This is a genomic window from Stenomitos rutilans (genome assembly GCF_059505485.1).
Window position 1 is genome coordinate 119297 of sequence record NZ_JCACKR010000139.1, and the last position, 22117, is coordinate 141413.

20 protein-coding genes are annotated in these 22117 nt (G+C 51.6%); 11 read left to right on the top strand and 9 right to left on the bottom strand.

Annotated features, from left to right (window positions below; genetic code table 11):
- Nucleotides 1-39 precede the first annotated feature (39 nt).
- The 3 genes from AC5JLP_RS29075 (at nucleotide 40) to AC5JLP_RS29085 (ending at nucleotide 4042) form a co-directional block, all read left to right on the top strand.
- The gene (locus AC5JLP_RS29075) at nucleotides 40-1446 is read left to right on the top strand and encodes an anhydro-N-acetylmuramic acid kinase (RefSeq protein WP_496071341.1); all 1407 of its coding nucleotides are present in this window, start codon (nucleotides 40-42) and stop codon (nucleotides 1444-1446) included.
- Between the two features lie 57 nt (nucleotides 1447-1503).
- Entirely contained in the window at nucleotides 1504-1950 is a 447-nt protein-coding gene (locus tag AC5JLP_RS29080) for a hypothetical protein (RefSeq protein ID WP_496071342.1), read from the top strand.
- Between the two features lie 499 nt (nucleotides 1951-2449).
- Complete coding sequence (locus tag AC5JLP_RS29085; protein ID WP_496071343.1) at nucleotides 2450-4042, top strand: serine/threonine protein kinase; 1593 nt, start codon at nucleotides 2450-2452, stop codon at nucleotides 4040-4042.
- Nucleotides 4043-4120: 78 nt separating this feature from the next.
- Here the strand turns inward: AC5JLP_RS29085 and AC5JLP_RS29090 are convergent, their stop codons facing one another.
- Together AC5JLP_RS29090 and AC5JLP_RS29095 are read right to left on the bottom strand one after the other, a co-directional pair.
- Nucleotides 4121-5002: a universal stress protein gene (locus tag AC5JLP_RS29090; protein ID WP_496071344.1), complete on the bottom strand. Its 882-nt coding sequence runs from the start codon at nucleotides 5000-5002 to the stop codon at nucleotides 4121-4123.
- A 581-nt stretch (nucleotides 5003-5583) separates the two neighbouring features.
- Entirely contained in the window at nucleotides 5584-5781 is a 198-nt protein-coding gene (locus tag AC5JLP_RS29095) for an NblA/ycf18 family protein (RefSeq protein WP_496071345.1), read from the bottom strand.
- A 644-nt stretch (nucleotides 5782-6425) separates the two neighbouring features.
- On the opposite strand from AC5JLP_RS29095, the gene thrC reads away from it, so the two are divergent.
- The 6 genes from thrC (at nucleotide 6426) to AC5JLP_RS29125 (ending at nucleotide 9479) form a co-directional block, all read left to right on the top strand.
- Nucleotides 6426-7727, top strand: coding sequence for a threonine synthase (gene thrC, locus AC5JLP_RS29100; RefSeq protein ID WP_496071346.1), 1302 nt, complete (start codon nucleotides 6426-6428; stop codon nucleotides 7725-7727).
- 98 nt (nucleotides 7728-7825) lie between these two features.
- On the top strand, nucleotides 7826-8191 hold the full coding sequence (locus tag AC5JLP_RS29105) for a hypothetical protein (protein ID WP_496071347.1): 366 nt from the start codon (nucleotides 7826-7828) through the stop codon (nucleotides 8189-8191).
- Nucleotides 8192-8239: 48 nt separating this feature from the next.
- On the top strand, nucleotides 8240-8515 hold the full coding sequence (locus tag AC5JLP_RS29110; protein ID WP_496071348.1) for a BrnT family toxin: 276 nt from the start codon (nucleotides 8240-8242) through the stop codon (nucleotides 8513-8515).
- The gene (locus tag AC5JLP_RS29115) at nucleotides 8499-8711 is read left to right on the top strand and encodes a hypothetical protein (protein WP_496071349.1); all 213 of its coding nucleotides are present in this window, start codon (nucleotides 8499-8501) and stop codon (nucleotides 8709-8711) included. The genes AC5JLP_RS29110 and AC5JLP_RS29115 overlap by 17 nt, the downstream gene beginning before the upstream one ends.
- A gap of 80 nt (nucleotides 8712-8791) precedes the next feature.
- Nucleotides 8792-9067 carry a MoaD/ThiS family protein gene (locus tag AC5JLP_RS29120; protein WP_496071350.1) on the top strand — a complete coding sequence of 92 codons (276 nt, stop codon included), beginning with the start codon at nucleotides 8792-8794 and terminating at the stop codon, nucleotides 9065-9067.
- 16 nt (nucleotides 9068-9083) lie between these two features.
- Entirely contained in the window at nucleotides 9084-9479 is a 396-nt protein-coding gene (locus AC5JLP_RS29125; RefSeq protein WP_496071351.1) for an ACT domain-containing protein, read from the top strand.
- A 118-nt stretch (nucleotides 9480-9597) separates the two neighbouring features.
- Here AC5JLP_RS29125 and AC5JLP_RS29130 read toward each other — a convergent pair whose 3' ends face one another.
- From AC5JLP_RS29130 to priA, 3 genes are read right to left on the bottom strand one after another with little or no spacing between them, the layout of a single operon-like run.
- Nucleotides 9598-10539 carry a tetratricopeptide repeat protein gene (locus AC5JLP_RS29130; RefSeq protein WP_496071352.1) on the bottom strand — a complete coding sequence of 314 codons (942 nt, stop codon included), beginning with the start codon at nucleotides 10537-10539 and terminating at the stop codon, nucleotides 9598-9600.
- Nucleotides 10520-10723, bottom strand: a complete 204-nt coding sequence (locus AC5JLP_RS29135) for a hypothetical protein (RefSeq protein WP_496071353.1) — start codon at nucleotides 10721-10723, stop codon at nucleotides 10520-10522. Before AC5JLP_RS29135 ends, AC5JLP_RS29130 begins: the two co-directional genes overlap by 20 nt.
- Nucleotides 10724-10735: 12 nt before the next feature.
- Nucleotides 10736-13573, bottom strand: coding sequence for a primosomal protein N' (gene priA / locus AC5JLP_RS29140; RefSeq protein WP_496071354.1), 2838 nt, complete (start codon nucleotides 13571-13573; stop codon nucleotides 10736-10738).
- 870 nt (nucleotides 13574-14443) lie between these two features.
- Between priA and AC5JLP_RS29145 the strand changes: the two genes are divergently transcribed.
- Nucleotides 14444-15721, top strand: a complete 1278-nt coding sequence (locus AC5JLP_RS29145) for an RNA polymerase sigma factor, RpoD/SigA family (RefSeq protein ID WP_496071355.1) — start codon at nucleotides 14444-14446, stop codon at nucleotides 15719-15721.
- A gap of 134 nt (nucleotides 15722-15855) precedes the next feature.
- Nucleotides 15856-17424: a glycoside hydrolase family protein gene (locus tag AC5JLP_RS29150; RefSeq protein ID WP_496071356.1), complete on the top strand. Its 1569-nt coding sequence runs from the start codon at nucleotides 15856-15858 to the stop codon at nucleotides 17422-17424.
- Between the two features lie 8 nt (nucleotides 17425-17432).
- Here AC5JLP_RS29150 and AC5JLP_RS29155 read toward each other — a convergent pair whose 3' ends face one another.
- The 4 genes from AC5JLP_RS29155 to AC5JLP_RS29170 all read right to left on the bottom strand — a co-directional run bounded on the left by AC5JLP_RS29155 (nucleotide 17433) and on the right by AC5JLP_RS29170 (nucleotide 22103).
- Nucleotides 17433-17993 (bottom strand): pyridoxamine 5'-phosphate oxidase family protein, encoded by a 561-nt coding sequence (locus tag AC5JLP_RS29155; protein ID WP_496071357.1) that lies wholly within the window; start codon nucleotides 17991-17993, stop codon nucleotides 17433-17435.
- Nucleotides 17994-18257: 264 nt separating this feature from the next.
- Nucleotides 18258-19895, bottom strand: a complete 1638-nt coding sequence (locus tag AC5JLP_RS29160; RefSeq protein ID WP_496071358.1) for a DHA2 family efflux MFS transporter permease subunit — start codon at nucleotides 19893-19895, stop codon at nucleotides 18258-18260.
- Between the two features lie 119 nt (nucleotides 19896-20014).
- Entirely contained in the window at nucleotides 20015-20647 is a 633-nt protein-coding gene (locus AC5JLP_RS29165; RefSeq protein ID WP_496071359.1) for a TetR/AcrR family transcriptional regulator, read from the bottom strand.
- 211 nt (nucleotides 20648-20858) lie between these two features.
- Nucleotides 20859-22103, bottom strand: coding sequence for an MFS transporter (locus tag AC5JLP_RS29170; protein WP_496071360.1), 1245 nt, complete (start codon nucleotides 22101-22103; stop codon nucleotides 20859-20861).
- Between the last annotated feature and the right edge of the window lie 14 nt (nucleotides 22104-22117).

Consider the following 22117-nt stretch of genomic DNA (forward strand, 5'->3'; position numbering starts at 1 on the left):
TGAGTTATGGGTTGTTAGACGATGATTGTTTAGCAACCAATGATTCATCACGCAATGCTTGTAATTGGCTTAATCAGCGGGACGTCAGTCGATGGCATTGACGCTGCCCTAGTCAATCTTTCTGGCTCCACAACTGACTTAACGGTTGAACTGCTCGCAGGCGCAACCTATCCCTATCCAGCAGATCTCCGTGAACAAATTCTGGCGGTCTGTGGTGGTGCTGCCCTTTCAATGGAAGCACTAGCAACCTTGGATGACGCGATCGCCCATCAATTTGCACAAGCCGCGATCGCCATCCAGACCGGACATCCTGCTGCTGAACTCATTGGCTCACATGGCCAAACGGTATTTCATCGACCGCCAAGGGAGGAGAGGGGAGAGGGGAGAGGGGAGAGGGGTGTAGGAGAGCAAGGGGGGCAAAGAAAACTCAAAACTCAAAATTCAAAACTCTTTCACCCCTCACCCCTCACTCCTCACTCTCTTGGCTACAGCCTACAACTGGGGCGCGGAGCTACGATCGCTCACACCGCAGGCATCACCACAATCAGCAACTTTCGTGCCGCAGACATCGCAGCAGGTGGACACGGTGCTCCACTCGTTCCTGCTATCGATGTCGCTTTACTCAGCCATCAGACGGAGAATCGATGTGTGCAGAATATTGGTGGCATTGGCAACGTAGCGTATTTGCCAGCCAAGAGTGGAGAATTGGGAGTCGGGAGTCGGGAATCAGCGGTCAGCGGTCAGCGGTCAGCGGTCAGCCCTCAAAACTCTCTAGCGAAGCGGCGCAACGCGCTATTCAAAACTCAAAACTCAGAACTTAAGACTCAAAACTCTCTCCCTCTCTCCCCTCCTCCCCTCGGTTGGGATACTGGCCCTGGCAATGTCCTCATCGATCTAGCTGTGCAGCAGTTCTCTAACGGCACACAGACTTACGATCGCAATGGAGCTTGGGCAGCGAGCGGCACACCTTGTAGCGAATTGGTCGAACAGTGGCTTCAACAGCCGTTTTTTCAGCAACCACCGCCGAAGTCAACGGGGCGAGAGTTGTTTAGTCCTGCTTATTTAGAGCAGTGTTTGGCAGATGTGAGCGATCGCGCTCTGAGCCATGCAGATGTGCTGGCAACCTTGACAGAATTGACGGCAGTGTCGATCGCCCACAGCTACCGCACCTTTTTGCCTCAACTCCCTGACCAGGTCTTACTATGCGGCGGTGGCAGTAAGAATCTATATTTGAAACAACGGGTGCAGCAGCAGCTAGGCAACATACCTGTTTTGGCCACAGATGATGTCGGTCTCAATGCCGAGTTTAAGGAAGCGATCGCCTTTGCGGTGCTGGCCTATTGGCGGCAACAGAGCATTCCTGGAAATCTTCCTGCGGTGACGGGCGCTACCAGCGCAGTGCTTTTAGGGGAAATTAACCAGGCTAGCAGAATGGGTGCGTGGTAGCATGAATTACCACAAATACCAGCATTGCAAGAAGCAACTAACGTAAGGGATGGCGCTGTGGCTCACACCTTTTTAATGGAGGCAGGACGCTGGTCACTTCAGGGGAACTGGCTCGAACGCAACGGCATGCCGATTACTGTGATGGGCAAAACGCTCGTCGGTTGGAGTCGAGATGACTGGTTTACAATGGTGACAAAGCTTGTGTTTCCAGGAGCTGATCGGGAAGAAATTTCCTTTCAGTACCGAGGGCGATTAGATGCGGGCGAACGCCAGTATACGTTTGTGCTTCAGCATAGCCTGCTTGGTCGGGTTGAGGGCGAAGGTTGGGTGGCCCAGGAGTCGATCGTGCAACGCTACTGGGTCCTGGGCGATCGCCAACGTCGCAGCGGCTTTGAAACTCTGTATCGCATGGATGACAATAAATATTATTTATCCAGCGGTATTATGGCAGGGCACTATCTTACTAGCACGATGGAAGCAACATTAGAGCGCCATGTTGGATAGCATGGCTTTGATATCAAGGCTGCGCTTATAGAACAGAAGGCGATCGGCTGCAAGCAAATCAGTAATCTGAAGCAATTTAGATCGCTAAAATGACTTTACGGGATTACTAAGAAGAGATACGAGCTAGAACACCCCTACTGGTAACGTTATCGTGCTGGTATGTGCTGTCTTAACGGTAGTCACCTTCGCAAAAATGCTGCTTGTCAGTTTTCAGGGTGCAAACTTAAACCTGGCGCATCCTGTTACGCTTAACTGCTGCAACGATCGCCTTTAAGGAACTCACTTGAAGGATTAGTTACTTGAGTTACTTCCGGTTTATAGGCCCTGCACCCATGAATGGGAATGTTCCAGTTCTGGCACACCTTCACCTACTGGTATTTATGACGTGCTCGCCTCTGCATCCCTGCCTCTGCTAAACGACTGATTGAACATACCCTGTGCTGCTGAACTGTAGGTGTACCTGGCAACTTACGCTCGGTCATTGCTCCCTCCGCAAACTATGACGATAGATTCTAACGCTGGACGCTTACTGGCTAACCGTTATCGACTTGCCGAACTCATTGGCAGAGGTGCAATGGGGCGGGTTTATCGAGCCGAAGACACATTGCTTGGAGGCGTCATTGCAGTTAAGTTTCTGTCTCAAACGCTGCTAAATCCCAAAATGCGCGATCGCTTCAAAAGTGAAGCCCGCACATGCGCTCAGCTTGGACGCAAAAGCATTCATATTGTGAACGTCATTGATTATGGAGTCACTGACTATAAAGAAGAAGACGTGCCCTTCTACGTCATGGAATATTTGCAGGGGCAAAGCCTGAGCGAGGTCATCAACAATCAGCCGCTCCCGTTACCGCGCTTTCTTACCCTCTCCCGACAGATTTCGCTAGGGTTGCAGTGCGCCCACCAGGGCATTGTCATTGATGGCACCGTTTACCCCATCATTCACCGCGATATTAAGCCCAGCAACATTCTTGTCAGTCGAGACGCCAGCTTGGGCGAACTGGTCAAAATTCTCGATTTTGGCATTTCTAAGCTGTTGCAAGCAGATAGTGAGCAAACCAGTTCTTACATGGGCACGTTGGCTTACTCTTCGCCAGAGCAAATGGAAGGGCGAGAACTCGACTCACGCTCTGACATTTACAGTTTGGGCGTCATGATGTACGAGATGTTGACGGGCAAAATGCCGCTTCACGTTGATACTCACGCCTTTGGTGCCTGGTACAAAGCGCATCACTCTCAACCACCTCGTTCGTTTGAAGCCGTTGACCCCAATCTGAAGCTGCCGAAAGCACTGGAAAATTTAGTCATGAGCTGTCTGGCGAAGTCACCGAGCGATCGCCCACAGTCGATCGTGGATGTGCTGAAGGCGCTGGAGCCATTGGAGCAACGGTATAGCGACAGTGTTCGGGCCGCTAAGGACCTCGACAAAATTCTGAAACGAAAGCCCTTAGAGAACCAACTGAAACCTCAAGTCGATCGTCCGGCGGTTGTTGACGATCTTTGCAACCTGGCACTGTGGCCCAAAGACAAACCCGTTGCGCGGATCGTCTTTGCTCAAAGCATTACGACAAGCAAAAGCACCTTGCCCGCGATTTGGGTTATGCTGCCTCAGCAAGAAATCCAAACCTTGCAAATCTACCGCCTCTACAATGTCATCTACAAAAATTTCCTCTATGCTATGTCACCGCATCCAATCTTGCTGTGGATTACAGGCATTTATAATCGTAAGCGCATTCAAGGCCAAGAGCGTCTTCAGCCTGGGCAAGAACCCGGTTCACGCTGGCTTCCCTGCTATCTAGATCTCAAGACAGCTCATGGTCAAGAAATGAGCCGCCTATTAGTCGAAAAAGGTGAATATCAGGTCTTGCTGTTTGCGCTAGAGCAGCCAGAAACCTGTTCGCATGCCATGACAATCACTATTAATCAATCGCAACGCCTACAGTTACAGGAATGGGTGATTACCAGCCAGTCATATCGATCGATAGGGCAGCCGACCTTGAGTAAAAACTTGCTGAAAGCCGAGTTCGATAAGTTAAAGCCGCGCATTGCCACCGAACTAGAAAAAGACCCTGGCGGTTCTTCCTTTGGGCACTAACAGATTTTCCGGTGCTAAGATGCCTCTGGATTTAGCGCATGAGAGCGCCAAAAGTCCACTAGTCCAGGTCATGCTGATTCACTGCTGCTGTGGCGGAAAATAAATTAGCGGATGCCAACTGCGACGGAGTAACTCATCTACAAACTGTGGCACAGACCATTGCAGTAGTTTGTTTACACGACTGGATGTTGTCACGATCGCGCTTACATCTGCCATTTGAGCGGATGCCAGTACCTCTACGATCGGATCGCCTTCGCGCACCTCAACCGGATCAACAGTGACGCCTGTAGTGCGTAGCACAGCAGCAACAGCCTCTAGCGCCTGCTGTGCGTTTTTAAGTTGATAATCTAGGGGCACATCGCGACGTCTAATGCCCTCCACAACCCAACAAAGATGCAGCCGCTCTGGGGCGATCGACGTCTGTTGCAGTTTTTGTTGAAGCCGTTGAATCAGGAGGTTTGAGGCATCACTTCCGTGATACGGCACCAGCAAACAGCGGAACAGGTGGCGACAGCGCAGATCAAGCTCTTCGGCTGTGTAAGTAGCGATTAGCTGTGGACGCAAAATCATCAGCGGTACCGTAAGACGCTGCGACAGCTCAACCGTAGTGCTACCAAACAGCTTTTCGGCTAGCAAACTACGAGTCGGTGTGCCCACCAGAATCAAGTCCACTGCATGCGCTTCTACCGCTTTCAAAATCATGTCAACCGGACGACCGGATGCAACCTCCAAATGCACATCGATACCTGGCAGCACAGGCTCTAAGGCCGCGCCCAATCGGTTACGTGCCTGTTCTATCTTCGCAGTATCAACTCGCGGTACACCTTCAGACTCTGCAAAAGGAACGCTATGCAGAAACACCAGACGCTCGATACCGCTTGCAGCCAAACTCGGCACAAAATCGACCAGGCGATGCAGCCCATCCGAAAAATCTGTACAGATTAGTAAACGTCGAAACATAGCGGTAACGGCGGCAAGCACAGGGTATCTAGACTATCATCACAGGTTGGTGTAGTGCGTTGATTGGGTAGAAATCTTAGACAACCCTAAAGGCTTAGAGATTTCAAACCCTAATGCTTAACCAATCGATCACAGAGCGCAGAACCCTAATCAAACGAGTATCAATAGATCTCACCAATCCAACGGTGGGAAGCAATATCTTAAACCCTTAGCTACCTTGACCACTCAGAGATGAAGCGTTGGCCGATCGTGCAGTTTGAGTCAGAGAGAAGAGTTATGGGTCAGTCCACGCGCCTCGTTAACCGCATTCAGCATGCCAAAACAGTGGAACGATGCCAGTAACCTCAACTCAGCTTTTAACCAATAATCTAAGGATATTAGTAATCAAGGACGAACAAAAAAATAAGGCTGAGGAAAACTAAGAGATAACGTTAGAGCAATACTCAACAACGCAATAGATACATAGGGTGACAGAGATAAAGCGGCAGCGAACCGCACTTAACGCCCCGACATCACCAGCTTCCTTTCATTCTGCTTGGAAAAAAGCAAGAGACAGAGGTCGTCTATAGCGCAGAAAGACGTTACTGGAACTGAGGACCCGATTCCAATCCCCACTGATGCTTGAGAAAATGCTTGTACATGTTTTCTCGCATCACCATCTGCTCATAGAGCTTGACGAGGAAATCCTGAGCCTGTTCACGGCTCATATTCTGCACTTGAGATTCAAAGGAACGGATACTGAATTGCTGCTCTAAAGACAGCTCAACAGGTTGGTTCATATTCGACTCCAGTTTTGAGAGAGTGTATTCGGACCAACTACTGGCAAGGTTACTCGAGTCAGTAGCTATTAACGACAACAGTGATTTCTTCCATAGTTCCCTAAATAAAGAAATTACCGCTTGGCTCGTATTACAGAATATAACAACCGTTTGACAAAATGCCCATACCCCTCTTGGGGTAATCTGTGATCCCCACGGCTCAACCGAAAGCATGATGCTGGATTCAAGGCGTTCCAGCGTGAATGGGTCGCGTCGTTGCAGTGCTGCAACATAGGCAAAAGAAGCGAATACCCCCAGATTCAGCTCTCCTTCACATGCTTAAGGCGCGCCAACAGCCTGAAGCGCACAGTTCACCAATAAGACACTCTTTGTAGACATCATGCAGATGCATGTGGAGCAAAACGATGCCTACAGACTTATCGATCGAGCAAAGATGATCTGTAATAAAAGCGACTTTATCAGCTAACAGTACAAGTTAAAGCGCAGAATGCTTTCTGGAAAGGGCTTTAGACATACCCGATTAAAAATATCGGGTATGTTTGACGGTATTTGTGACGCATGTTACCATCATTCGAGTCTGGTATTGAATCTTGAATCTGCCCTCTGCTTTTAATTTGTCCTCTTCTACCAAGAGCTTTTGACCCATGACTCAGGCAACTCAGCTACAAACTAAGTCGGCAGCGACCTTTCGTGCCCTCAAATGCAAAGAATGCGGTGAGGAGTACGAGCTGAAGGCTATCCATGTTTGTGAGTTTTGCTTTGGGCCTCTGGAGGTTGCCTATGACTACGATGCACTCCGGCGCGCAGTCACCCGTGAAAGTATTCAGGCTGGCCCCCATTCCATCTGGCGCTATCGCCCGTTTTTGCCCGTTGAAACGAATCAGCCGATCGATGTCGGTACAGGGCTGACCCCACTTGTAAGAGCTAATCGGCTGGCGCGTCGCCTTGGCTTAAAGAAGCTGTACATCAAGAATGACGCGGTGAATATGCCGACCCTCAGCTTCAAAGACCGGGTCGTATCGGTTGCGCTGACGCGGGCTAGAGAATTAGGGTTCTCAACGGTATCCTGTGCCAGCACGGGCAATCTGGCAAACTCGACGGCGGCGATCGCCGCTCATGCAGGCTTAGACTGTTGTGTCTTCATTCCTGCCGATCTGGAAGCGGGTAAAGTGATGGGCACGTTGATCTACAGCCCAACCGTTATGGCTGTACAGGGCAATTATGACCAGGTCAACCGCCTCTGTTCCGAAGTAGCTAACACGCACGGCTGGGGCTTTGTCAACATTAACTTGCGCCCTTACTACTCTGAAGGCTCTAAAACGCTGGGCTATGAAGTGGCAGAGCAGTTGGGTTGGGAATTGCCTGACCATATCGTGGCACCGCTGGCATCTGGCTCACTCTTTACCAAGATTTACAAGGGGTTCCGAGAATTTGTGGATGTCGGTTTGGTGGCTGATAAGCATGTGCGTTTTAGTGGGGCGCAAGCAGACGGTTGCTCTCCCATCGCTCAGGCGTACCGTGAAGGACGCGATTTTGTCACGCCTGTGAAGCCCAGCACGATCGCGAAGTCGCTGGCGATCGGTAACCCTGCGGATGGGGTATACGCGATCGACATCGCTCGTAAAACCAACGGCAATATCGAATCCGTCAACGATGCGGAAATTATTGCTGGGATCAAGCTGTTGGCAGAAACCGAAGGTATCTTTACCGAAACAGCAGGTGGTACCACGATCGCGGTGCTACAAAAGCTGGCCGAAGCGGGCAAGATTGATCCCGACGAAACCACCGTCGTCTACGTCACAGGTAACGGGTTGAAGACCCAAGAAGCTGTGCAGGGCTATGTGGGCGAACCACTCACGATCGAACCAAAACTCGACAGCTTTGAGCGGGCACTGGAGCGCTCTCGCACCCTAGAGCGCCTGGAATGGCAGCAAGTTTCAGTGTAAATTGCTGTGAAGGGGCTATGTGAATGATTGATTTGCGAAACAGTTTGCAGTGTCTATCTAAGAGTACTTAAAATTCAGTCAGCGTCAGATAGACAACGATGTACGGCATTCTTGAAAGTCTTCCGCTGGCTGAATTTGTAGGGCAAGCATACAGCCAAATCAGGTTGAGTGAGTTCCAAATTCAGTTCTATTTTTCTGATGGCAGCAGCATTGATGTTGAGAGCAAATGGGAATTGTGGAACCGAGATCATGTGTTGGTGGATCAGTTCATACTCCATGCCCAGCGAGAGAGATATTGTGTCCACAAGCTTCTTGAATATAAGGTTTGTAGTTTTTCCATTAATGTACCGACATCATTCAGTCTCTACTTTGAGAATGAATTTGCACTGACTATTAGTGATGACTCGGAACAGTACGAATCTTTTTCGCTTCATTCCAATGGTGGTTCCAGTACACACGTTTAGCGATGGCTTCTTGTCAATATTCAGACTGCTTGAAATTATAATAGAGGGATGAGTTTCCAATGGAACCCAGATAAAGCATTTAGCAATGCTGAAAAGCATGGTGTATCTTTTGAGGAGGCAATTACGGTTTTCGGCGATCCGCTGGCAGTAACCATCTTAGACCCTGACCATTCCTTAGGCGAACACCGTTTTTTAACTACAGGTTCATCAACCGCACAGCGTCTTTTAGTTATATCTCACACAGAGCGAGCAGGTGAAATACGTTTAATCAGTGCTCGGTTGGCAACGCGGCAGGAGAGAAGAAATTATGAGTCAGGAATCTGAAATAGTCGGCGATGATGAAATGAGATCTGAATACGATTTTTCAGGTGGTGTTCGCGGTAAGTATTATGAAGCTTATCAACAAGCTACCAATATCGTGGTGCTTGATCCAGACGTGGCAGCAGTCTTTCGAGATTCGGCTTCTGTGAATGAAGCATTACGCTTGCTGACGAAAATTGCAAGATCGACGGCAGTATAGCAATCGCGGCAACAGTGATGCTTCGCGTTTCTGGGTTGCCTAAGGCTAGACACAATCTATCACTCACAACACTCACAATCATGTCCATTAAAGTTCTCATTCCGACCCCGCTACAAAAGCTCACCAATAATCAGGCAACGGTTGAATGTACCGCTGATACGGTGGCTGGTCTGTTGGAGTCGCTTGAAACCAGTTGTCCCGGCATCAAAGCGCGTCTGTGCGATGACCAGGGCGAACTGCGTCGTTTCGTCAACTTCTACGTCAACAGCGAGGATATCCGCTTCCTGGATGGAGCCAAAACCCCGCTGAAAGATGGTGATGAGGTCAGTATCATTCCGGCGATCGCGGGCGGCTAACCCATCGAGCACGCTTATGGTTACAGCTAGTAGCCTCACGTTCTCCATCCTGCAAGAGGTGTTTGCGGTCTGTCGGTTAGAGCCAGAGGAACCGATACCCGTATGGAGCTTGCAGAGGCTTTTCTCGATCACAAGGACAGAGAATGAGTTATCAATCGTCTGTCCGCAGGTAAATGTTCCACTCGAAGCGCAGGCAAGCAACTTTGAGGGAAACTGGCGCTGTTTGAAGGTGGAAGGCCCGTTAGACTTTGCGCTTACGGGCATTTTGGCGGCGATCGCCGCACCTCTAGCAGAGGCTGGCATCAGTATTTTTGCCATCTCCACCTATGACACAGACTACGTGTTGGTGAAACAGCAGGATCTCGATCGCGCCATTCAGACCCTCCTGCAAGCCGGACATCAGATGGTATAGAAGAGCGTCAATGTCGATGGAGCGGTCAATGTGGAAGTTTTGAGTTTGTTGAGCAGTCAGCTTTTAGCCTTTAGCCTTCATCCCTCATCCCTCATCCCCCATCTCCCCTGCCAATCCCCTACACCGCTTCCTGATTGAGTTGCTCGACGCGCTTCAGTAGGCTATCCCGATTTTTGCGTGCGTCAGCATTGTTGGGATTGATTTTGAGCGTGGTATTAAAGGCGGCGATCGCTTCCTGATAGCGCTTCAGGTTTGCCAGGGCTACCCCACGATTAAACCAGGCATCCTCGCTGTTGGGTTCAATCGTAATGGCGCGATCGTAGGACTTGATGGCCTCTGGGTATCGCTTCAAGTCAAACAGCACATTGCCGCGATTGATCCAGGCATTGGTACGACTGGGTTCGAGCTTCACGACTTGCTCATAAGATGCCAGCGCTTCGGTGTGCCGCTCTAGCTTGCTCAGCACGATGCCACGGTTGTACCAGGCGCTGCTGTAAGTCGGTCGTAAGCGCACGGCTTTGTCATAAGCCGCCACCTCTTCTTGATAGCGCCGTAGCCGACCTAATGTGACTCCCCGGTTGTACCAAACATTCGCATCGTTCGCATCGATCGCCAGCGCTTTATCGTAGGCCTTCAGAGCGGGTTCTGGTTGCTTAGAATCATCCAGTGCATTGCCCAACCCGACCCAGGCAGCAACCGATCGCGCGTCTAAGGTTGTGGCTCGCTTGTACGCCGCGATCGCCGCTTCATACTGACTGAGGTAGTAGAAGGCCGTCCCTTGACCAACCAGCGCTTCGACATTGTTGGCATCGATGGCTAACGCTTGCCTGAATACATCCAGAGCCTCTTCTAGCTTGTTGGCATCCAGCAACGCATTACCCTGTTTGACTAGGGAATCAACGTTGCCACTTTGTGCCTGTGTAGACGTTAATGCCACCAAACGGCTGCTCAGCAAAGCCGATTGCACACTCAATGCTTGGGCGGTTGGCATGTTGGCGGGAAGAGCCACACCTACCAACAGTGCAATCAACGCAGATAGTTTAGTGGGCTGAAGCGGCATAGAAAGGTTTCTCAATGAGTGCATTGGATGAGTAATGGTTTAGCAATAGTTCTGACGTTACGACGTAGAGGCGTTGTAAACCGCCTGTAGGCTGTAACGATGGGCACCCTACATCTTTTTGACGATCGCGTTGACTCAACGCATGGGTGGCGGTAGGAGCCAGTCCCCTGTTTATGCTTCCCATTTTCTCTCTTTGCTAAAGCATCGTGAGCGGATCAACATCAATTGTTAGGCTGACGTTGCTGGTGCACCACGATCGCAGCGTTGTGAAGTCTGGCAGCGACACAGACCCCGTCAGCGGTAATTTGAACAGGAGTTGCCAGTGATAACGACGGGCAACGCGCAAAATCGTCGCAGGAGCTGGCCCTAAGCGCTCAACGCCTGGCTCTTCTAGATGAGCCAGGGCAAGCGCTACCCGTTCGGCGGCTTGTTGTACAGCGATCGGGCTGGTGCTGCTAAATCGAAGTAAGATCAGTCGGCTGTAAGGGGGATAGTGAAGCTGCGATCGATGCTGTAACTCGTCCGTAACAAACCGTTCATAAGCATGGTGCTGTACGGCTTGGATCACCGGATGCTCTGGTGAATAGGTTTGCAAAATCACTCGACCCGGTGCTTCCCCACGACCACAGCGGCCCGCTACTTGCGTCAGGGTTTGAAAGGCCCGTTCATTGGCGCGGTAGTCTGCCATGTGCAGCAGGCCGTCCGCCGAGACAATGCCCACAAGCGTCACCTGGGGCAGATCAATGCCTTTTGTCAGCATTTGAGTGCCCACTAGCAAATCTGCGTCGCCGTCCGCAAATTGAGTGAGGAGTGCCCGATGGGCACCCTTTGTACGCGTCGTGTCACTGTCAAAGCGAATCAGCCGCAAGTCTGGAAACTCTTGCGCGATCGCCTGAGCAATCCGCTGAGTGCCACTGCCAAAATACTTGAAGTAGGTAGAACGGCAGGTTGGGCAATCGTTGGGCAACAAGCAGGTATGGTTGCAGTAGTGACACCGCAACAGCGGCGTTGCCTCGCTATGGACATGGTGATACGCCAGCGACACATCGCAATTAGGACAGGTGACCACATAGCCACAGCTTCGGCAAGAGACAAAGGTACTGTGGCCCCGACGATGAATAAACAGAATGCCCTGCTGCTGCCGTTCTTTCAAGTCCAGCAAGGCCAATCGCAGCGATTGACTAAAGATGGAATGATTTCCATGATGCAGTTCCTGCCGCATATCAACCACCTCGATCGGAGGCAACGGGCGATCGTAGACGCGGGTGGGAAGGGTAAGGGTGAGGGAGGAAGTGAGTTTTGAGTTTTGAATTTTGAGTTTTGAGTTTTGAGTTCTGGCTGTTGACTCCCCACTCCCTTCTGCGTTTTGAGTAGCGCTTTGCGCCGCTGAGTCCGTTGAACACGCTACGCGAACGCTAGACAGTTTTGAGTTTTGACTGTTAACCGCTGACTCCCGACTCGCGACTCCCGACTCGCGACTCCCCCCTTCTGCTTCCTGCTTCCTGCCTTCTACCTCCCCGCCCATACACGCTACCCAACTTTCCAATGAGGGCGTTGCCGACCCCAGTAGCAACGGGCAGCACTCCAACTCTGCCCGCCAACTTGCAACCGTGCGGGAATGGTAGCAGGGGGCTGGTTGGTCTTGCTTAAAGCTACCATCGTGTTCTTCATCCAGTACGATCAGTCCCAGTCGCGGTAGTGGTGCAAAGACGGCAGAACGAGTACCAATCACCACCTGAGCGTCGCCGTTAAGCATTTGCCGCCAAGTATCATACCGCTCGCCATCAGATAAGGCGCTGTGATATACACAGACGCGACTACCGAAGCGGGCACGGAAGCGATCGGTTAACTGTGGAGTCAAGCCAATTTCGGGTACCAGCACCAACGCCGATCGCCCTTGCTGAAGAATGGGTGCGATCGCCTGCAAGTAAACTTCGGTTTTACCAGAGCCAGTGACGCCATGTAGCAAAACTTGAGCAAAACCAGAAAGCGCTTGAATCGTTTCTAGAGCAGCTGTTTGATCTGGCGTCAGCGTTTTTGCGTCATCGGCTGATATGGCTGAGCCACCTTCGCGTCGGAGCACCTCTCTCGGTTGAATCACAACCTGCCCTTTCTGCGCCAAGCTTTTTAAGGTGGTAGAACTGGTCTGGCACAGTTGCAGCAGTTCTGTGAGCCAGAGTTCGCCTCCTTGCCGCCGCAGCACCGACAAAATTTCTTGCTGTCGAGGGGTCAGGTCAGATGCCGTGGGTGAGGCTACGAAGGTGACAGCTAACTTTTGTTTAGGGCGGACGGGAGTAGGTGGTTCCAGGTATTGTTCAACCAGGCCCTGTTGCAGCAATGCTTGTAAACCTTGACGCGCTCCTTGAACCTGGCGTTGTAGGAATTGCCAGCTATAAGCTCCTGTTTTGCTAGCGCGAAGGAGCGTGAGGATCTGGTGGGCGGCGGAAGAGTGAGGAATTGGGAGTGGGGAGTCGGGAGTGAGGAGCCGGAGGTCGTCTAGCTTCTTGGCCTCTTTGTCGTGCTCAGTTCTGTCTAAGAGCCGCACACGTCGTTGCGATCGTGCCAACAGTCCCGGTGGCAGGGCAACCCGAACGATCTGCATGAGAGACGTGCAGTAGTAGCTAGCCACCCGATTCAACAACTGCCAGTAGGTTTCAGAGAAGAAGCCCGATTGCACCAGATCGTCTATATCTCGTATCTGAGATGGTTCTAGCCCTGCGGGGAGATGCTCCAGGCAGCGAATGGCGATCGCGCCAACTTGCTGCATCCCAAACGGTACGCTCAAGATATCCCCAGGCTGAACCACCAGGCGTGGCGGCAAGCGGTAGGTAAAAATCCCTTGTGCTCCCGGACAATCAACGAGAACTTCGACCCACATGGCTGGGGTCTCTGTTTGATAGTGGGTTCCAGGCTCAGCCAAGACAGACATACGAGAACACAATGCTTCAGGTGAGTCGATGCCAATCCTACTAGATTGGTGAACGTTGTGCTGGGTTAGCTTGCAGGCATCAGCATTCAGCTTTGGGACCTCCATGACGGTTGCTCGCTAGCCGCTGAGGCTGCAAGCCATTGGCTTATCGCTGCTAATTCTCCACACTCTAGCTTGTGATAGAGGGGTTTTCACCCTACCGATAGAGAGGATCATCTGGTGTTTATGGGAGGCTTTTAAGAGGTAGCCATCATAACCGCATGTGCAGTTGCACAAATTAGATGTCAGGAGTCAGCAGCTAAGAGTGAGAAGCCAAATGGCATAAGCCAGTCTGCACAGTGGTTTCTACCATTCTGCATGCACTTTCGCCATACCCAGCGGTTTAATCATTTCAATCGAGTCATTAGCAGCAAGAGAACCATCTTCCTACCTGGTAATTTCAATTGCCATGTGCAACCTTATAAGCAAGCTTGTTAGTGGTAGAGAAGCAAACGGTGGACGAAGCAAAGGTGGGTGGAAGGGTAGTAATTCAGCAAGCATAGCCGCATTTTTGGGAGCACTGTGACGATCGCACTCATGCAATTTTTTAGTAGTCAAAAACGCGTTTTAGGCAGCGCGGCTCCTGGTTTTGGTGCAGATACATCTTCGCAAGTTGTCATGCCATCAATGCTTTTTGTAGCTGATCGAACAACCCCAAAAATTACTTCAAGTAGCTTAACAGAATGCGATCGGCTTGTAACATCGCAGCTGAGTACGTTGTAGCTTGAGTGCGTTAAGCACCCTCCCCAATTCCACAGTCAAGCCGCTAAGATCAGCAAATCTAAAGATAGCTGACATAAGCAAATTTTCTCAGCTTGAGTGAGTCTTGTCTTCCCATTACTGTATTGACGCGTGTTCGCGTTTAAGCAGCAGTTAGACAACTGTATTTACACATCACGTTTGAGCTTTCAGCCCCTTCACACTCAAATGATTCATATGTCTCAAAAGTTAACGCCAACCCAATCCATAGAAACTTTGCCGCCTGATGCCGCACCTCCAAGTGCGGAACATCTTGATTCGCTTGAATCTCTTCAGTTAGTCGTAGACGGTGATTTGCCAGCCGATTTAATAGATGAAGATTTAACAGCAGAACCAAATTTTGATGAGATGGATGCGGTTGAAGCAGAACTCTACCAGGGTGATGTAGCTGTTGATGATGTTATCAATGCAGGTGATGCTATTAACGCTGAAAATGAGGCGATTAGTGCGGATGAAGATGTGGATCAAATCGCCAGTGCTCGCCCATCTGGATACAGTAAAACCAGTACGGATGATGCTGTAGGTGCCTTCTTTAAAGAAATGGCGCGTTATCCATTGCTGAGGCCGAATGAAGAAGTGGAACTGGCACGACGCATCAGGTATTTGGTTGATATTGATATGGTGCAATCTCGGCTTATTGAAGAACTTGGACGGGTGCCCAGCCGAGAAGACCTGGCCGTTGCTGTAGGATTGACCGAGCGGCAGTTAGAACATCGTCTCTACCGTAGTCGTGTCGCTAAGCGCAAGATGATTCGATCGAACCTGCGACTTGTGGTGTCGATCGCCAAACGCTACTTAAACCGGGGCGTTCCTTTTCTAGATCTCATTCAAGAAGGCGCGTTGGGCTTAAACCGTGCGACCGAAAAGTTTGATCCCGATAAGGGCTATAAGTTTTCTACCTATGCGTACTGGTGGATTCGTCAGGGCATTACCCGCACGATCGCCAATGATGCGCGGACGATTCGGCTGCCCATTCACATCGTGGAAAAGCTGAACAAGCTGAAGAAGGCTCACCGTGACTTGCGCAAAGAGCTACATCGCAATCCCACCGAAGTTGAGTTGGCAACGGTCCTGGAGGTTACACCTGAGCAACTGCGCAATCTACAGCAGGTACGCCGGAAATCGCTTTCGCTCAACCATCGCGTTGGCAAAGGGGAAGACACCGAACTGATGGATTTGCTGGAAGATGGCGATACCCAGTCTCCCGAAGCTCAAATGAGCGAGACCATGCTGCGGCAAGAAATTTGGGATGTTTTAGGCGATGTCCTCACTCAGCGCGAGAAAGACATTATTTCTTTACGTTACGGCCTAACGTCTAGCAAGCCCTGTACATTGGAGGAAGTGGGTGGTCTGTTTAATCTCTCGCGGGAGCGGGTGCGCCAAATTCAAAGTAAGGCCATGCGGAAGCTGCGCCGTCCCCAAATTGCTGAACGGCTCAAGAGTTGGCTGGGTTAATACTGGCTAGGTTAAACTGGTTGAGTTGAAGCTGAGTTAAAAAAAGCTTCAAAGTGCGTCTCTTGCACTAGTCTTGTAGGGCAGATTAATTGTCAGAACAATCTGTCCAAAGGTACTAGTATTCTATGAGGCTTGTGCAGTTTTTCGGAGCGCGCGATCGCTTACATTTATCGCATTTCACCGCTTGGTCTACCCGGTTTAACCCCCATTGGCGCTTACTCGGCCGCAAGGTTACAGCAGCGCTAATGGGTGGTGTTTTAGGGTCTTCTTTAGTGTCGATCGGCCTTCAGGCTCAGACCGTTCCCTACTGTCAGCAGTCAGAAGTCGCAATTAACCAAAAAGAGCTGCTGAGGCAGGCCTCTGCTAAAGGGAGTCAGGATGCCCAACGGCGCTACGCCACCCTGATCAAGCAACATGCGGCGAGTTTGCGTACCTGTCGCCGCCAAGCCTGGACTCAAACTCAGGCGATTTGGATCAGGCTCTACCCGTGTGACATCAAATCAGGAGCGCTCGAAGCGGTGCTCGATCGCATTGTCGACCGCGGCTACAACCAGGTGAATGTTGAAGTCTTTTACAACGGCAAAGTGCTGCTGCCTGCCAGTGACAACCCGACCCCCTGGGCTTCGGTACTGGCTGGAACGAGAGCCGAAAAGACCGATTTGCTAGCAGACATCATTCGCAAAGGGCACTATCGGGGCTTGAAGGTCTATGCCTGGCTGTTTGGCCTGAACTTTGGTGCCAGCTATGTGCGTCGTGCGGATAAACAGGAGACGCTTGCGCGCAATGGATTGGGTCAGACCAGTTTGACGGCCAATACCATCCCTGGGCTGAGCGTTGAGTTGGGCGTTGGGAATCCAGACGAGGCGTTCATTGATCCCTATAGCCTCCAGGCACGGCAAGACTATTTGCAAATGGTGCAGGCGATCGCCAAACGTCAACCCGACGGGGTGCTGTTCGATTACGTTCGCTATCCTCGCGGCTATGGTCCGGCCTCTGTCGCCAGCAAAATTCAGGATCTTTGGGTCTATGGCGAAGCCTCACAGCAAACGCTGCTACAACGGGCGCTGAACTACCGAGGCATGGAACTTATTCGGCGGTTTTTAGGGCAGGGCTTTATCTCTGGCAATGACCTTAAAGATCTCAACGTACTTTACCCCAATGAGCGAGAACCCCTCTGGCAAGGACTAAACCCCGCACGTCTAACGGCTTCGCTGCCCCTGGCTCATCGAGTGTCTCTCTTGCAATCTGACCTCTGGCAGCTCTCTGTAGCCCATGCAACTCAGGGGGTGCTAGATTTTGTCAATGCGGCCGTTGCACCTGTCAAACGCTGGGGCATTCCGGCTGGGGTCGTCTTTTTCTCGGATGGCAATCTGAGCGTAGGTCGCGGGTTTGACTCCCGCTTGCAACCCTGGGATCGCTTCCCTAGTTCAGTAGAGTGGCATCCGATGGCATACGCCACCTGTGGCAACGCAAACTGCATTACAGCGCAAGTCCGACGAGTATTGCAAGCCGCTCCTCGTGGCACGCAGGTCAAACCTGTATTAGCTGGCATTTGGCAGCAATCGGTCAGTAACCGTCCGCCATTAGAAGTGCAGATGCGAGCCGTTCAACAGATGGCACCCCAAATTCGCTCGATCAGTCATTTTGCGTACTCGTGGCAAGAACCGGGATCAGATCGCGATCGCAAGTATTGCCAGCCTTAAACAACCCATCACGGCAATGGCTGACTCGCTAAAGGCGCTGGCAGGCCATCAATGCTGACGCTGTTTTTCTGCTGCTGATACGCGTGCAGCCCCTCTATGCCCTTCTTATCAGCCCACTTAATCAGCGAGCCGCGCTGGCCCGCAGGTTCATACAAAGGGACTCCCATGCCGCAGGAAGTTTGTACGCGATCGATCGTTGCGACAATCATCTGGCGTGCTCCAAGCAGAGGCGGAAACAGGGGATACAGGTCTTGCCATTCTGGTCCAGCAGGTAAAACGGTTTGACCCTTACCGTACAGCCGCAAAATCAGCGGTGGCTCTTGAAAGGCACAAAACATCAAAGTGATCCGCCCATTTTCGTGCAGATGAGCCGATGTCTCGTTACCACTTCCCGTCACATCTAAATAAGCAACCTGGTTTGGGGAGAGAATCCGAAAGCTGTTTAACCCTTTCGGCGACAGGTTTACATGCCCGCCTGCTGCCAACGGTGCTGTTGCAACGAAAAAGATCTGCTGTGCCTCAATAAAGCGCTGAAGCTCATCTGTAATGGAATCAAAAACTTTAGCCATAGGTAACTCAAATTAAGACTCGAACGCGTTTAGTTTTTCAACAAGATAGTGCTGGCCAGCCTAGAACGAAGAGGATAAACGGTTTTCACTTCAGTAGGACTTACGCAAATGCGGTCATCTTTCGCCCCCTAGCCCCCAATTTTGGGGGAACAGAGCCAATTAAAGCCCCCAGCATTGGGGGTTTGGGGGCAAGTGCGTAAGTCCTATTCAGAATAATCCTACACCCCACACCCTATTCCACCTTCTAGATACTCCTTAAGACCCTCAATGAGCCACAGGTGCTTTTGCGCCAGCACCCCCTTTGCCCAGGAACAGCAGCAACGGCAGGGAGCAAAGAAAGACGACACCCACAAACCGGAAGCAATCCGCATACGATAGAACCGCCGCTTGAGTATTCACCAATTGCTCCAGCGACATGAGAGCCTGTTGGTGGGCTGTCGTAGGATCAGCGCCGCCCTGCTGAAACGCACCCGTCAGCGCGTCGAGTCGTTCATTAGTGATGGCATCGTATGGAGTTAACCTGGTCAGCAAGTTTGCTTTATGGAATGCTTCTCGTTGCGCCAACAGCGTTGTCAGAATGGCAATACCAATGCTGCCGCCAAGCTGACGAGTCAGGTTGTAAAACCCTGAGCCAGCAGAAATATCTTGCTTGGGTAGTGACCCCAGAGTCGCTAAGCTCAGCGGCAAAAACATCAGCACGGTCGTTGCGCCTCGCCAAATGAGCGGCAGAAAGAGATCGTTGGTGCCAGTTTGCGGTGTGATCTGCGCCAGTTGAAACATCACAAAGCTCGTTCCGATCGCGCCCATCCCGATCAGAATACGAGCGTCGATTTTCGTCGAGAGTTTACCCAGCAAAACCATCACGATCGCCGATGCCAATGCACCTGGAGCCAGCAACCAGCCTGTTTGCGTCGCTGTAAAGCGCAGCACGCCTTGAGCAAACAGAGGTACGGCAAATAATGCTCCGTATAGCCCCATGCCCAAAATACCGGAGTATAGGCTTCCTGCCGCTAACGAACGATGACGCAGCACCCGTAAATCGACAGCGGGTGCTCTGGTGCTGAGTTCTCGCCAGATAAAGAGGATGAGTCCGATCGCACCCGCGATCGCCAGCATTGTGATCAATTTAGAGTTAAACCAATCGTCTTGTTCGCCTTCTTCCAAAAAAGCTTGCAGACTGCTTACTGCGATGACCAGCAGCCCAATGCCGAGCCAATCTACCGTTTGTTGGCGCTTTGATCCCGTCGCAGTGTCCTTTGGCAGAAAAAATAAGGCCATTGCCACAGCGATGACGCCGATCGGCAAATTGATGAAGAAAATCCAGCGCCAGCCCAGCGTATCGGTCAGGCAGCCCCCCAGAGTTGGGCCGATCGCGGGGCCAGCAATCACCCCCACGCCAAAGACCGCCTGGGCCAACCCTTGTTCAGCGGGTGGAAAGGTTTCAAACAAAATGGCTTGAGCTTTCGCCAGCAGCCCACCCCCAAAAAGCCCCTGGAGAATGCGGGCCATGACCAGCATGGGCAAGTTGACGGCAAACCCACACAACACAGAGGCCAGCGTGAACCCTGCCATCGAGAAGACGAAGTATGTTTTTTTACCGAAGACATCTCCCAGCCACGCTGAGAGCGGAATCAGCACGACGTTGGCGATCGCGTACCCGGTAACGACCCAGCCCACTTCACTCACCGTTGCGCCTAGAGTCGCCTGAATATCGGTCAGCGCCACGTTGACAATGCTGGTATCAATCACCTCAAGGATGGCCCCTAGAGAAGCCGTGAGCGCGATCGCCCACTTAAGCGGCCCCTGTACATAGCCTGTTTGGGTGGCATCAGTATGCTGAAAGTTGGGACGCGCCGCCCCTGAGCTGGGTAAACGGTGTGATCGTCGATGAGTGGTTGCCATAGTAAATTGAATAAAAACGGAGCCTGTGCCTAAAAGCCAACGCTGACGGTTTAACGCTTAAAACGCACCCAGCCGCTGAGTGCACTAAATGACCTGGCTGATGAGCGCGATCGTTTTGCTCATGTATCAGAAGGGGAATGGTGTGGGATGGCGATCGGCGTACCAATGCCTCTAACAAACAGGTCAACACACCCAGCTACGTAGCGATCGCGGCTGTAACCGCGTGAGGCCAGCGTCACGTGACGGCGCAACATGCCAGCCAGCAGCATGCCCGTAAATTGATCTACCACCAGAGGCAAATCAACCTCTGAGCGAACACGACCCCGTTCCACACCGCCACGCAAATAGGCAATCAGCTTTTCGCGTAAGGGTAGAAATGCTTCTTGAAAAACTTGCAGCGCTTCATCAGGATGACGTTGGGCTTCGCCAATAAACATTCGAATCAAGGCTTCGTTTTCTTCCAGCATCTGGTCATGCAGTTGGGCGTAGTGCAACAGATCGATCGCCAAATCTTGCGTCCACTCGTCTTGATGCGAAAGGGCTTCTAGCTTCAGCGCTGTGATATGCTGCGCCACCGCACCCAGAAGCTGCTCCTTATTCTGAAAATGACGAAAGAGCGTGACTTCATTCACATCTGCCACGCGAGCAATTTCACGCGTACTGGCACCTATAAACCCTTTGGCTGAGAACACCTCGATCGCGGCATTAATCAGACGTTCCCTGGTTTTGGCTGGACTTCGATGCAAAGCCATCTTTCTATAATGTAAGCGCTTACTTGCATTATAAGGCGATCGCGACGTTGATGACAAACGATCGAGGACGTGAAGAAGATGGTGAAATGACCGCATAGGCGCGGAGAACGCAGAGTTTTGTCGCTGTTGCTTCTAAATCTAATCTCAACAGTGAGGAGTAGTGGACAGTGGTCTGCTAGTCCTCTACCCTCTACCTTTTACCTTCTGCCTTCTAGATCACATTCTGCAGAACATGACGGGTACTCCGCCATGCCCAAATGCCAACGAGACTCACGATCGCGCCCATGCCCAGCAGCACAACGCGTAGTCCCACCGCATCCGTGAGTGGCCCCGCGATCGCCAGCGGTACGCTTAGGGCAATATTCACCACATTATTCTGAAAGCCAAACACTTTACCGCGCATAGACTCTGGCGTTTGGCGTTGAATGAGGGTCTGCATGGGAACCCCGACCATCGAAGCGCCCACCCCCAGCATGGCACTCAAGCCCAAGCCTACCCACAGATGGCTAGTGAACGTAAACACCGTTAGCCCTGCGGCCATGATGAGAAAGCCAATCAGGGGAAGCGGCTTGTGGTGTAGGCGATCGCCCCAGTGGCCTAGCACTGCCGCACCAAACACCATGCCAATGCCCGCCGCTGCCAGCAAAAAGCCAAACTGAGTAGACGCTAACCCAATTTCTTCCACCAGGTTAATGGTTAGCACCGTCAGAGCCGCAAAGACAGAGTACAGAATAGTCAACTGCACCATCGCACTGCTCACCAGACGATCTTGCCTCAGGTAAGACAACCCTGCTTTAAAGTCGCTCCAGGGATGGGCTTGCACAATCTGAGGGTCAGCGCCACTTTTGTGAATGGGCAGGCAAGACAGGATGGCCGCACCGATGAGATAAAGCCCACCAATTAAGAACGCCTGCCCAAACGGCCCCCCTGCTTTTGCCAGGGTCAGCAACGGGTCGCCGATCGCAAAGCCCACAATTAGCGACCCCATCAACGTGGTGGTAAAAAGCGCATTGGCACTCATCAATCCCTGACGAGGCACCAACAGCGGAATGGCGGCCTGTTCTGCTGGTGCAAAAAACTGGGTTAGCGTAGATTCGATAAAGCCAATGACTAAGAGCACAACAAACGCTTTGGGCAACAGCGGCATAGCGAGAATCAACACGCCGCGCAGAAGATTACAGCCGACGAGAATTTGTCGTTTGTCGAAGCGATCGACAAAAATGCCCGCCGCCGAACCAAACATAATGGCTGGCAGGGTGATGGCAAACATCAGCGCTGAACGGGCCGAATTTGCCAGACCCGGTGCTGGCTGATAGTTGACCAGTAACGCAATCAAAAAAACAAAAAAGATCTTATCGGCCACCTGCGATAAGACTTGCGCCGTCCACAGCGCCAAAAAAGGTCGATTCTTGAGGAGTGTACCAAACCCGCCATCAGAAGGATTGGTTGGAAGCATAGCGTTTTGTCTAG

Bases quoted from the DNA above. Each gene is read 5' to 3' on its own strand.
- AC5JLP_RS29075 (WP_496071341.1), top strand. From the start codon at position 40: ATGATTCATCACGCAATGCTTGTAATTGGCTTAATCAGCGGGACGTCA.
- AC5JLP_RS29085 (WP_496071343.1), top strand. From the start codon at position 2,450: ATGACGATAGATTCTAACGCTGGACGCTTACTGGCTAACCGTTATCGA.
- AC5JLP_RS29090 (WP_496071344.1), bottom strand. From the start codon at position 5,002: ATGTTTCGACGTTTACTAATCTGTACAGATTTTTCGGATGGGCTGCAT.
- AC5JLP_RS29095 (WP_496071345.1), bottom strand. From the start codon at position 5,781: ATGAACCAACCTGTTGAGCTGTCTTTAGAGCAGCAATTCAGTATCCGT.
- thrC (WP_496071346.1), top strand. From the start codon at position 6,426: ATGACTCAGGCAACTCAGCTACAAACTAAGTCGGCAGCGACCTTTCGT.
- AC5JLP_RS29105 (WP_496071347.1), top strand. From the start codon at position 7,826: ATGTACGGCATTCTTGAAAGTCTTCCGCTGGCTGAATTTGTAGGGCAA.
- AC5JLP_RS29110 (WP_496071348.1), top strand. From the start codon at position 8,240: ATGAGTTTCCAATGGAACCCAGATAAAGCATTTAGCAATGCTGAAAAG.
- AC5JLP_RS29115 (WP_496071349.1), top strand. From the start codon at position 8,499: ATGAGTCAGGAATCTGAAATAGTCGGCGATGATGAAATGAGATCTGAA.
- AC5JLP_RS29120 (WP_496071350.1), top strand. From the start codon at position 8,792: ATGTCCATTAAAGTTCTCATTCCGACCCCGCTACAAAAGCTCACCAAT.
- AC5JLP_RS29125 (WP_496071351.1), top strand. From the start codon at position 9,084: ATGGTTACAGCTAGTAGCCTCACGTTCTCCATCCTGCAAGAGGTGTTT.
- AC5JLP_RS29130 (WP_496071352.1), bottom strand. From the start codon at position 10,539: ATGCCGCTTCAGCCCACTAAACTATCTGCGTTGATTGCACTGTTGGTA.
- AC5JLP_RS29135 (WP_496071353.1), bottom strand. From the start codon at position 10,723: ATGGGAAGCATAAACAGGGGACTGGCTCCTACCGCCACCCATGCGTTG.
- priA (WP_496071354.1), bottom strand. From the start codon at position 13,573: ATGGAGGTCCCAAAGCTGAATGCTGATGCCTGCAAGCTAACCCAGCAC.
- AC5JLP_RS29145 (WP_496071355.1), top strand. From the start codon at position 14,444: ATGTCTCAAAAGTTAACGCCAACCCAATCCATAGAAACTTTGCCGCCT.
- AC5JLP_RS29155 (WP_496071357.1), bottom strand. From the start codon at position 17,993: ATGGCTAAAGTTTTTGATTCCATTACAGATGAGCTTCAGCGCTTTATT.
- AC5JLP_RS29160 (WP_496071358.1), bottom strand. From the start codon at position 19,895: ATGGCAACCACTCATCGACGATCACACCGTTTACCCAGCTCAGGGGCG.
- AC5JLP_RS29165 (WP_496071359.1), bottom strand. From the start codon at position 20,647: ATGGCTTTGCATCGAAGTCCAGCCAAAACCAGGGAACGTCTGATTAAT.
- AC5JLP_RS29170 (WP_496071360.1), bottom strand. From the start codon at position 22,103: ATGCTTCCAACCAATCCTTCTGATGGCGGGTTTGGTACACTCCTCAAG.